At 62.8% G+C, this 10,340-nt stretch carries 7 protein-coding genes and 2 tRNA genes; 1 reads left to right on the forward strand and 8 read right to left on the reverse strand.

All coding sequences use genetic code 11. The features are described from left to right. The coding region (locus tag F0Q45_RS20915; RefSeq protein ID WP_149655764.1) for an amidohydrolase family protein at positions 1-868 on the forward strand (868 nt) is incomplete at its 5' end. A gap of 62 nt (positions 869-930) precedes the next feature. Here the strand turns inward: F0Q45_RS20915 and F0Q45_RS20920 are convergent. The 8 genes from F0Q45_RS20920 to dnaN all read right to left on the reverse strand — a co-directional run bounded on the left by F0Q45_RS20920 (position 931) and on the right by dnaN (position 10,097). Then, a tRNA-Ala gene (locus F0Q45_RS20920) sits at positions 931-1,003 on the reverse strand. Positions 1,004-1,154: 151 nt separating this feature from the next. Continuing rightward, positions 1,155-1,228 (reverse strand) — tRNA-Ile (locus F0Q45_RS20925). 114 nt (positions 1,229-1,342) lie between these two features. Then, the gene (locus F0Q45_RS20930; protein ID WP_149655765.1) at positions 1,343-2,230 is read right to left on the reverse strand and encodes a DUF3566 domain-containing protein; all 888 of its coding nucleotides are present in this window, start codon (positions 2,228-2,230) and stop codon (positions 1,343-1,345) included. Between the two features lie 157 nt (positions 2,231-2,387). Next, positions 2,388-4,904: a DNA topoisomerase (ATP-hydrolyzing) subunit A gene (gene gyrA / locus F0Q45_RS20935; protein ID WP_149655766.1), complete on the reverse strand. Its 2,517-nt coding sequence runs from the start codon at positions 4,902-4,904 to the stop codon at positions 2,388-2,390. Between the two features lie 11 nt (positions 4,905-4,915). Then, positions 4,916-6,943 carry a DNA topoisomerase (ATP-hydrolyzing) subunit B gene (gene gyrB / locus F0Q45_RS20940; protein ID WP_149655770.1) on the reverse strand — a complete coding sequence of 676 codons (2,028 nt, stop codon included), beginning with the start codon at positions 6,941-6,943 and terminating at the stop codon, positions 4,916-4,918. A gap of 243 nt (positions 6,944-7,186) precedes the next feature. Next, positions 7,187-7,723 carry a DUF721 family protein gene (locus tag F0Q45_RS20945; protein WP_149655767.1) on the reverse strand — a complete coding sequence of 179 codons (537 nt, stop codon included), beginning with the start codon at positions 7,721-7,723 and terminating at the stop codon, positions 7,187-7,189. Beyond that, positions 7,720-8,877, reverse strand: coding sequence for a DNA replication/repair protein RecF (gene recF, locus F0Q45_RS20950; protein ID WP_149655768.1), 1,158 nt, complete (start codon positions 8,875-8,877; stop codon positions 7,720-7,722). The genes F0Q45_RS20945 and recF overlap by 4 nt, the downstream gene beginning before the upstream one ends. A gap of 20 nt (positions 8,878-8,897) precedes the next feature. After that, entirely contained in the window at positions 8,898-10,097 is a 1,200-nt protein-coding gene (gene dnaN, locus F0Q45_RS20955; RefSeq protein WP_149655769.1) for a DNA polymerase III subunit beta, read from the reverse strand. Positions 10,098-10,340: the final 243 nt, after the last annotated feature.

Consider the following 10,340-nt stretch of genomic DNA (forward strand, 5'->3'; position numbering starts at 1 on the left):
GGGACCGCTGCGGCTGGAGCAGATGGACGCCGCGGGCATCGATTTCCAGGTCTTGTCGTTGTTTGATCCGGGCGTCCAACACGATTCCGATGTCGACCGTGCCGTCGATCACGCTCGCGAAGCCAATGACAACCTGGCGGAGACAATCCGGGCGACACCAGATCGTTTCGGGGCGTTGGCGACCCTGGCGCCCCAGGATCCCCAAGCCGCCGCGGCGGAGCTGACGCGCGCCGTCACCGAATTGGGCTTTCTCGGTGGGCTGATCAACGGGCACACCCACGGCCGCTATCTGGACGACCCGGCCTACTTCGGGCTGTTCGAGGCGGCCGAGGCGTTGCAGGCACCGATTTACCTGCACCCGACGACCCCTCATCCCGCAGTGATGGACGCCTGGTTCCAGCCGTATGTCGGCGACGGCCTGCACCTGGCGTCGTGGGGATTCGGCATCGAAACCGGTACGCACGCTTTACGGCTGATCTACTCGGGTCTGTTCGACCGCTTCCCCCGGCTGCAGATGATCTTGGGGCACTTGGGCGAGATGCTGCCTTTCGCCGCCTACCGCATTGACCGCTATTACGGTCTCGCTGGTGATCCGGATGCCGCCCCCAAGTTGCGCCGGCTGCCCTCGGAGTACCTGCGCTCGAACTTCTATGTGACCACCAGCGGCAATTTTTCCCCGCCGGCCTTTGCGTGCACGCTGGACGTCATGGGTGCCGATCGGGTGATGTTCTCGGTCGACTATCCGATGGACGACAACATGGCCGGGGCGAAGTTTCTCACCGACTATCCGCTCGACGACGAGCAGTGCCATAAAGTCGGTGCTGGCAATGCGCGGCGGTTGTTCAAGGGCAAGATCCCGGCGTTGTGAGCGGCGGCTTGCGAAGGCGAGCGACGGTTGGGCTGCGCTTCCGCTATGTGGAGCCTAGGGTGTGGAGCCTAGGGGAATCGAACCCCTGACACCCGCCTTGCAAAGGCGGTGCTCTACCAACTGAGCTAAGGCCCCTCGTGGTGACCAGGCGCATGATCAGCATCGAGATCCGGCGCCACGTGCCACACTTCGGCGTCGCGCCGCGCCCGCGCCGCGGCAACCACGGCAGCGATCGCTGCCACTGACAACGCGAGCCTCACACAACGTCTGGACGGGCACATGGTCGTGGGCCTAGGAGGACTCGAACCTCCGACCTCTTCGTTATCAGCGAAGCGCTCTAACCGCCTGAGCTATAGGCCCGTACGTTGCGTACGGCCGAGCGACGAGATTACCGCAATCGCCGCCCGACCCCCAAAACGTCGTGGGCATCGCAAGCGCGGCGCAGCCGGGCGCAGGGGGTCGCCGCGCATCAACCTAGTCCCGGTCCGCCAGTGTCACTTCGATACCGCCGATCAGATCGGTCGTCAGGTTGTAGACAAACGCCCCGATGGTGGCCATCGCGGTCATCAAGACGATGTTGACCAAGCCGATCAGGACGGCGCCGCCGAAAATCGTGCCGCTGGAGACCAGCTCTGCGTTGCTACCGCTGGTGTTGTTCAGCAAGTCCCCGACGTTGCTGTTGAGCTTGGCCCACACACCCATGCCGCCGAGCACCAGATACAGGAACGCTACCGAGATCATCCAGACGAAGAACAGCGCCACCGACAGCAGCAGCGACACCTTCAAGGTGCTCCACGGATCGATCCGCCGGATCTGCATGCTGGCCCGTACCGGTCCACGACCGCGCCGTGATAACACCTGTACGCGGGATTCTCGGGCTTCGGTGATCGCCGAACGGCCGGCAGCCGGTGTGGACCCGGAGGTGTTCACGACACGGTCGGGGGCGGCTCTGCGCTGTGCTCGGGGGATTGGCCCGGACAGATCGGGCAACTCGCTCGCATAGGCCTCAACGGGTGGACCCTCAGCACGCAGCGGCGATTCTTCGCGCTCTGGTGACGTCGCCTTCCCGGGCGCAGGCGGGGCAGCCGCCGGCGCCGATGTGCCGGAGATGAACCGGTTCAAGCGGGCATCGGCGGCCGAGCCAGGGCCTGGCGGGCGCACGTCGGTAGGCGAATCGGCGGACTGCCACTGCGCCGGTTGAGACGGCCAGGCGCCACCGCGCTGGCGGGCTGGCGAGTCTGCGTGGTCAGGTAAGCGGCCCGGTCCAGTCGCCGCCCGGTGCGCACCGGCACGCTCGACCACAGCATCCCCATTCGGGTGGTCACCCGCATTGGGGGTGCCCGGCTCGTTCGTTGAGGTCACCCCGACTCCTAACGTGTCTGCCCGGCTTTACCCGGTTCGCTGGGTCTGACGGCCCGGCTCCTCTGCGGGCCGCCCCGCGACCCTCATCGTCATCGGGCTGAGTCTAGTTCCCCGGGTACGCCAGGCGCCGCTCACCGCCCGATTCGTCGAGCTGGCACTATTTGTCCGACCCGTCCGTGCCGTCGGCTTCTCCGACGGTCTCGTCGGCGGTTTCTTCGGCATTGCGGGCAATCGCCAAAAGGGTGTCGCCCTCGCCCAGGTTCATCAAGCGAACACCTTTGGTCTGGCGTCCCGCCTTTCGGACCTGCCGGGCCGCGGTGCGGATCACGCCGCCGCCCGAGGTGATCGCATACAGCTCGCTGTCGTCGTCGACGATCAAAGCTCCCACCAGCCGGCCACGCCGCCGGTCGTACATGATGGTCAGCACGCCCTTGCCGCCGCGGCCCTGTACGGGGTATTCCTCGATGCCGGTTCGTTTGGCGTAGCCCCCGGCGGTGGCAACTAGCAGGTAGGTGCCTTCGCGCACCACATTGAGCGACAGCAGCCGGTCGTCGATGTTGAATCGCATACCCTGCACGCCGGAGGTGGCCCGTCCCATCGGGCGCAGCGCCTCGTCGGTCGCCGAGAAGCGGATGGACTGGCCGTTGGCCGATACCAACAGCAGATCCTCCTCGGCCGAACACAACACCGCTCCCACCAATTCGTCCTCGCCGCGGAGGTTGATCGCCACGATCCCGCCGGAGCGGTTGGAGTCGAAGTCGGTTAGCTTGGATTTCTTGACCAACCCATTCTTGGTGGCCAGCACCAGATACGGCGCATCCTCGTAACTGCGGATCTGAATGACCTGTGCGATGCGCTCCTCGGGCTGGAAGGCCAACAGGTTGGCGACATGCTGACCGCGTGCGGTACGTGAGGCCTCCGGCAGCTCGTAGGCCTTGGCCCGATACACCCGGCCTTGGGTGGTGAAAAACAAGATCAAATCGTGCGTTGAGCACACGAAAAAGTGCCGGACGATGTCGTCTTGCTTGAGCCCGGCGCCCTGCACACCCTTGCCGCCGCGTTTCTGGCTGCGATACAAGTCGGTCTTGGTGCGTTTGGCATATCCGGTCTCGGTGATGGTGACGACGACGTCCTCGCGGGCAATGAGATCCTCGTCGCTGACTTCACCGTCGGCGGCAACGATCCGGGTACGACGGTCGTCGCCGTGCTTATCGACGATCTCGCCCAATTCGTCGCGCACGATCCCGCGCTGGCGTTCGGGCTTGGCCAGGATGTCTTCCAGGTCGGCGATCTCGGCCTCGATTTTGGCGAGGTCATCGATGATGCGCTGACGCTCGAGTGCGGCCAGGCGTCGCAGCTGCATGTCCAGGATGGCCTGGGCCTGAATCTCGTCGATGTCGAGCAGTTCGATCAGTCCGGCCCGGGCGATGTCGACGGTTTGCGACGCCCGGATCAGGGCGATCACCTCGTCGAGCGCGTCCAGCGCCTTGACTAGACCGCGCAGAATGTGGGCCCGCTCGTTGGCTTTTCGCAGCCGGTAGGTAGTGCGCCGGATGATGACATCGAGTTGGTGCTCGACGTAGTAGCGGATCAGCTGATCGAGCCGCAGCGTGCGCGGCACCCCGTCGACGATGGACAGCATGTTGGCGCCGAAGCTGGTTTGCAGCTGGGTGTGCTTGTAGAGGTTGTTGAGCACCACTTTGGCTACCGCGTCGCGCTTAAGTTCGACGACGATGCGTACGCCGACCCGCTCGCTGCCCTGGTCTTCGACGTTGGAGATGCCGGTGAGCCTGCCGTCACGGACCTGTTCGGCGATCGAGGTGATGAAGTTATCGTGGTTGACCTGATACGGCAGCTCGGTAATCACCAACGACGTCCGGCCGCGTGAATCTTCTTCTACCTCAACGACTCCGCGCATCCGGATGGAACCGCGACCGGTCTGGTAGGCATCAGCGATGCCTTGGGAGCCGACGATCAGTCCGGCGGTAGGGAAGTCGGGGCCCTTGACCCGTTCCATGACGGCGGCCAGGGTCGTTTCTTCGTCGGCGTCGTAATTGTCCAGCGCCCAGAACACCGCATCGGCGAGTTCGCGCAGGTTGTGCGGCGGGATGTTGGTGGCCATGCCGACCGCGATGCCGCCGGAACCGTTGGCCAGCAGGTTGGGGAACCGGCTGGGTAGCACCGTCGGTTCCTGCACCCGGCCGTCGTAGTTGGGGATGAAATCGACTGTATCCTCGTCGATTTCGCGCAGCATCTCCATTGCCAACGGGGTAAGCCGAGCCTCGGTGTACCTCATCGCCGCCGGTGGATCGTTGCCCGGAGAGCCAAAGTTACCCTGGCCGTCGACCAGCGGATACCGCAGCGACCACGGCTGCGCCATGCGTACCAGGGTGTCGTAGATCGACGCATCCCCGTGCGGGTGGTAGTTACCCATGGTCTCAGCGACCGACCGCGCCGACTTGGCGTGGCTGCGGTCCGGGCGAAAACCCGAGTCATACATCGCATACAGCACCCGGCGGTGCACCGGCTTGAGCCCGTCACGTACCTCCGGCAAGGCGCGGCCGACGATTACGCTCATCGCATAATCGATGTAGCTGCGCTGCATCTCCTGTTGAATGTCAACGGGTTCGATGCGGTCGACAGAGTCGTCCGGTGGCAGCGTCGTGTCTGTCATCTAGGTTTGTCCTAAACGTCGAGGAACCGAACATCCTTGGCATTGCGGGTGATAAAGCTGCGGCGGGCATCCACGTCTTCACCCATCAGGATGGAGAACAACTCGTCGGCGGCGGCGGCGTCGTCGAGGGTGATCTGACGCAGTACCCGGACCGAGGGATCCATGGTGGTTTCCCATAGTTCTTTGGCGTCCATTTCGCCCAGACCCTTGTAGCGCTGGATGCCATCTTCTTTGTTGATCTTCTTGCCGGCTTTCAGTCCCGCCTCGAGTAATCCGTCGCGCTCCCGGTCGGAGTAGGCGAATTCGGGATCTGAGCGTTGCCACTTGAGCTTGTACAGCGGCGGCTGAGCCAGAAAGACATGCCCGTTCTCGATCAGCGGGCGCATGAACCGGAACAACAATGTCAGCAACAGGGTGGAAATGTGCTGGCCGTCGACGTCAGCGTCGGCCATCAAGACAATCTTGTGATAGCGCAGTTTGGCGAGGTCGAATTCGTCGTGAATGCCGGTGCCCAGGGCAGTGATGATCGCCTGGACTTCAGTGTTTTTCAGGACCCGGTCGATGCGGGCCTTTTCCACGTTGATGATCTTTCCGCGCAGCGGAAGGATGGCCTGAAACATCGAGTCGCGGCCGCTCTTAGCCGAACCGCCTGCCGAATCACCTTCCACCACATACAGTTCGGACTTCCGTGGATCGGTAGAGCGACAATCGGCCAACTTCCCGGGAAGTCCGCCCAGATCAGTTGCGCTCTTGCGGCGCACCAATTCCCGGGCCTTGCGCGCCGCGATTCGGGCCTGAGCCGAAGATACCGCTTTGTTAACAACCGTTTTGGCATCGGCGGGATTGGCTTCGAACCAGTGCGTGAGCTGTTCGTTGCAGACCTTCTGCACGAACGACTTGACTTCGGTGTTACCCAGTTTGGTCTTGGTCTGGCCCTCGAACTGGGGTTCGCTGACTTTCACCGAAATAACCGCGGCCAGTCCCTCCCGGATGTCGTCGCCGGTCAGGTTGGGGTCTTTGTCTTTGAGCAGCTTACGGTCCTTGGCGTACTTGTTCACCACCGATGTCAGCGCGCTGCGGAAGCCCTCTTCGTGGGTACCGCCTTCGTGGGTATTGATGGTGTTGGCGAAGGTGTGCACCGACTCGGAATAACCCGCGTTCCACTGCATCGCGATCTCAACCTCATGGCCGGGACCCTTACCGGAGAAATCGACAATGCTGGCGTGGATGGCGTTCTTGGTGCGGTTGATGTGTTTGACGAAGTCAACTAGGCCGCCGGGATAGTGGAACGTGCGGCGCTTGACCTTATGTGGCGCGGCGGATTCGGCGGCCTTCTGGCTCGCAGACTTGGGTGCCTCGGCGACGTCGCTGACGACCTCGTCGACCACCTCCTCTTGACTCACCCGCTGATCGGTCAAGTTGATGGTGAGCCCCTTGTTGAGGAACGCCATCTCCTGCAACCGCCGCGCGACAGTCTCAAAGTCGTATTCGGTGGTTTCGAAAACATTCGGATCGGCCCAGAAGCGGACCGTAGTACCAGTTTTGCGTGTCGGCCCGCCTTGTTTGAGACCCATCGGTTCTGACTTCTCATACACCTGCGACCACTCGGAGCCCTCGCGCTTGATTTCCACCTCGAGACGGGTGGAGAGTGCATTGACTACCGAAACGCCTACACCATGGAGACCACCCGATATCGCATAGGCATCCGAGTCGAACTTGCCACCGGCGTGCAGTTGGGTCATGACCACATCGACAGTGGGGATGCCGGAAGCGTGCATGGCGACCGGGATGCCACGGCCGTCGTCGACAACTTCCACGCCACCATCCTCCAGCAAGACGACGCTCACGGTGCTGGCGTAGCCGGCCATAGCTTCATCGACGGCGTTGTCCACTACTTCCCAGATGAGGTGGTGCAAACCACGCTCACCTGTGGAGCCGATGTACATGCCGGGGCGTTTGCGGACAGCCTCTAACCCTTCGAGGATCGTGATAGATGCAGCGCCGTATTCGTCTTGGGCCTTCTTCTTCTGGGCAGCCACGATCCGAATACTCTCCTTGGGGTTATGTGCGAGCGGTTCAGTCACCGCGGCGGGTCGCCTCTCCACTCTACCGTGAAGGACTGTCGGCACCGACTCTCTGGACGTGTTTCTACGCACCTAACTGCGCCGTGCGCTCGATATCTTCCTGCGGGGCGCGTCCCGACGTTTGCGATGCAGGTCTGCTTCGTCCTAGTGCATCTGAGACGGTGCCGCCGCAGCACTTGGCTCGATCGTCGGAGGGCGCTAGCCGTAGGTGTCACGGGGCCCTCTCCCGGCGATGTGACGCGGGCCTTTGCGCCACGACGGCGCGGTCGGTCCGGTGATTCGCAGTGAGGTCACCACTCCGTTGCCCACTGCCGCGGCGATCTTGGCCAACAGCTGCGCTTGCATAATGCGCAACTGGGTAGCCCATGCGGTGGATTCGGCGGTTACGCTGAGTATTCCGTCATGGAGTGCGGTTGGCGCCGCGTGGTCGGCGATCTGTTGACCGACGACCGACGTCCACTCACCTAACACCGTGCCTTCGGCTACCTGCGCCGACCAACCACGCTTTTTGGCCAGTTCGCGGGTCAAGCGCCCCAGCGGTTGTGGATCACGCGAGTCGGGACCCGGCCCAGACCAGCTGCGACGCTGGCCGGCGACACGACGTGGCGCCGGCAGGGGCGAGAGGCGGCCCCGGCCGGGATCCTGTCCCCGCGCACGAGCGGCGGCCTGAGCTTCGGCTAAAGTGCGCCGCACCAAGTCTATAGCGGCGGTTTCGTGGGGTTGCTGATCACTCATGTTTGCACTACCGATACTCGCCCGGCTCGGCCCTCACACAAATCAATGTGCACCTGGTTGGCATCCAACTCCGCAGGAACGTCTCCCAGCACGGCCGCAGTCACCAATACCTGTTCAGCCGAATCCGCGACTCCCGCTAGGGCACAACGGCGTTTGGCATCCAATTCGGCGAAAACATCGTCTAGCAGCAAAACCGGTCGGCTGCCGTCGACACATAGCAGCTCATAGGCCGCTAACCGTAATGCCACCGCCATCGACCACGATTCCCCATGGCTGGCAAAGCCTTTGGCAGGTTGCTCACCCAATCGCAATTCCAAGTCGTCGCGGTGCGGACCAACCAGACACATGCCACGTTCCAGCTCAACATCACGACGCGCGACCAGGGCGGCCAACAAACCGGCTTCCAGCAATTCGCGATCAGCGGCGCCATCGCATCCGGGCACGTCTGATTCCATGCTGGATCGATATCCAATTGCCGCCGAACGTGATTCGGGCGCCAACTGCTGATACGCCTTCTCCACCTGGGGTGCCAGCAGGCTAACCAAATCGATACGGGCAGCCATCAGTTCCGCGCCGTGCTCGGCCAAACGGCTGTCCCACACATCAAGGGTGTCCAGCGCACTGTGGTCGCCGCGATAGCGGGCTCCCGACACCGATTTCAACAGGGCGGTACGCTGACGTAGCACCTTGTCGTAATCGGCGCGCACCGCCGCTATTGCCGGGCGGCGCACTGTCGCTAGATCATCGAGGTAGCGACGTCGGTGCGCCGGATCCCCGCGGACCAACGCCAGATCCTCGGGCGCGAAAAGCACCGCCCGCAACACCCCGACCACTTCGCGCGTGCTGCGCACCGGTGACCGATTCAGCCGAGCCTTATTGGCGCGCCCAGCAGCGATCTCCAGATCGACCGCGCATTCTCTCCCGTCGTTGACGACGATCGTCGAAATCACCGCCCGATCGGCACCGGCACGAATCAACGGCAAGTCAGTACTAACGCGGTGCGAACTCAACGTAGTCGCATACCACAGCGCCTCAACGAGATTTGTCTTGCCGAAACCATTAGGGCCGACGAACACCGTCGGCCCTGGCGGCAATTCGAAATCCGCCTGCGCCCACGAGCGGAAATCACGCAGCCCCAACCTCCGGACGTACACCTACTTCGACACCCTGACGATCAGCCCGGCAACCGAACCGGCATCAATAAGTAGACATAGTCGGTTGGCACCGCGGGGAAGGGACCCTCACCGACCGGCGTGGCATCCTCGGCTGACGCTGGTCGCAGCAAAGCGGGCTTTCCCGGCGTGGTGAAGCCAAACGACACGCGCTCAGAGTGCAAAGATCCCAGCCCGTCAGTCAAATAGTTGGGGTTGAACGCGATCGTCAACGATTCACCGGCAAAATCGACGGCAAGGTCTTCTTCGGCTCGTCCAACGTCGTCAGCGCCGGCGGAGAGCCGCAGCACGCCGTCGGCGAATTCCATGCGGACCTGCGCGCCCCGGTCAGCTACCAGCGCAACCAGCTTGATCGCTTCGGTCAACTCGGCTACATCAGCGGTGGCCACCGCCGTATGTTCGGCGGGTAGTAGTTGGCGAAACTTAGGGAACTCCGCGTCCAACAGTCGGGTCGTACTGCGCTTGCCGTTACCGCTGATGCCCAGCAGGCCGTCTCTCCCCACACCGGAGCCGGCTCCCAAGGAGAGCCGGACGTCAGCACCATCAATGCCGGCTTTGGCGGCCTCGGCCAACGTCTTGGCCGGGACCAGCACCGATGCTTCGATATCTGGGGAAAGCGCGGTCCAGGTCAACTCACGAACCGCCAGGCGGAACCGATCGGTCGCGGCTAAAACCACAGTGTCACCGGAGATCTCGACCCGAATACCGGTCAACATGGGCAGTGTGTCATCGCGACCAGCCGCAATGGCAACTTGACCGATCGCCTCGGCGAACAACTCCGACGACAAGGTCCCGGTGTCGTCGGGCAACGTCGGGAGTGTTGGGTAATCCTCAACCGCCATGGTGGGCAGCGAGAATCTGGCATTACCGCAGGTCAAAGCGACGCGGCTGCCGTCCACATAGAAATCAACAGGCTTGTTGGGCAATGCCCGGGTGATATCTGACAAGAGCTTCCCGGATACCAAAACGGTTCCGGGAGAAGCAATTTCGGCAGCAACCTGCACCTCTGCGGAAACTTCATAGTCGAACCCGGAAATCGTCAGCCCGTCATCTGAACCGGCGAGCAGAACGCCGGAGAGCACTGGCACCGCTGGCCTGGAGGGCAGATTCTTGGCCACCCACGACACCGCATCAGCGAAGGATTCTCGCACCAACCGGAACTTCAAGTCGGTGAGACCAGCATGTGTCGTAGCCGCGTCCATTGCGTCCCTTCACCTAACAGTGAGTTCGAATCCTTCAAATCCATAGACCAGCGTCCCACCGGTATCGGGGCTACCCGCAGCGAACCCCGGTAACGGATGACCCGCGACCATAGCCGCAACGGCAGTCGAACAACAACCGTAGATCTTCTGGCCTCAAGTTGAAAGCTAGTCTTCGGCCCCGACAGGCCGGGCAAAGGCCCCAGTGCCGGCCCCGTGTCGTGCCCTGTGTTGTGGCCGTCCACA

It is taken from the genome of Mycobacterium simiae, assembly GCF_008370645.1.
Lineage (GTDB): Bacteria > Actinomycetota > Actinomycetes > Mycobacteriales > Mycobacteriaceae > Mycobacterium > Mycobacterium simiae_A.

What these genes read in the sequence shown, in the direction of transcription:
- gyrA (WP_149655766.1), bottom strand. Translation starts at nt 4,904, where the DNA reads ATGACAGACACGACGCTGCCACCGGACGACTCTGTCGACCGCATCGAA.
- F0Q45_RS20945 (WP_149655767.1), bottom strand. Translation starts at nt 7,723, where the DNA reads ATGAGTGATCAGCAACCCCACGAAACCGCCGCTATAGACTTGGTGCGG.
- dnaN (WP_149655769.1), bottom strand. Translation starts at nt 10,097, where the DNA reads ATGGACGCGGCTACGACACATGCTGGTCTCACCGACTTGAAGTTCCGG.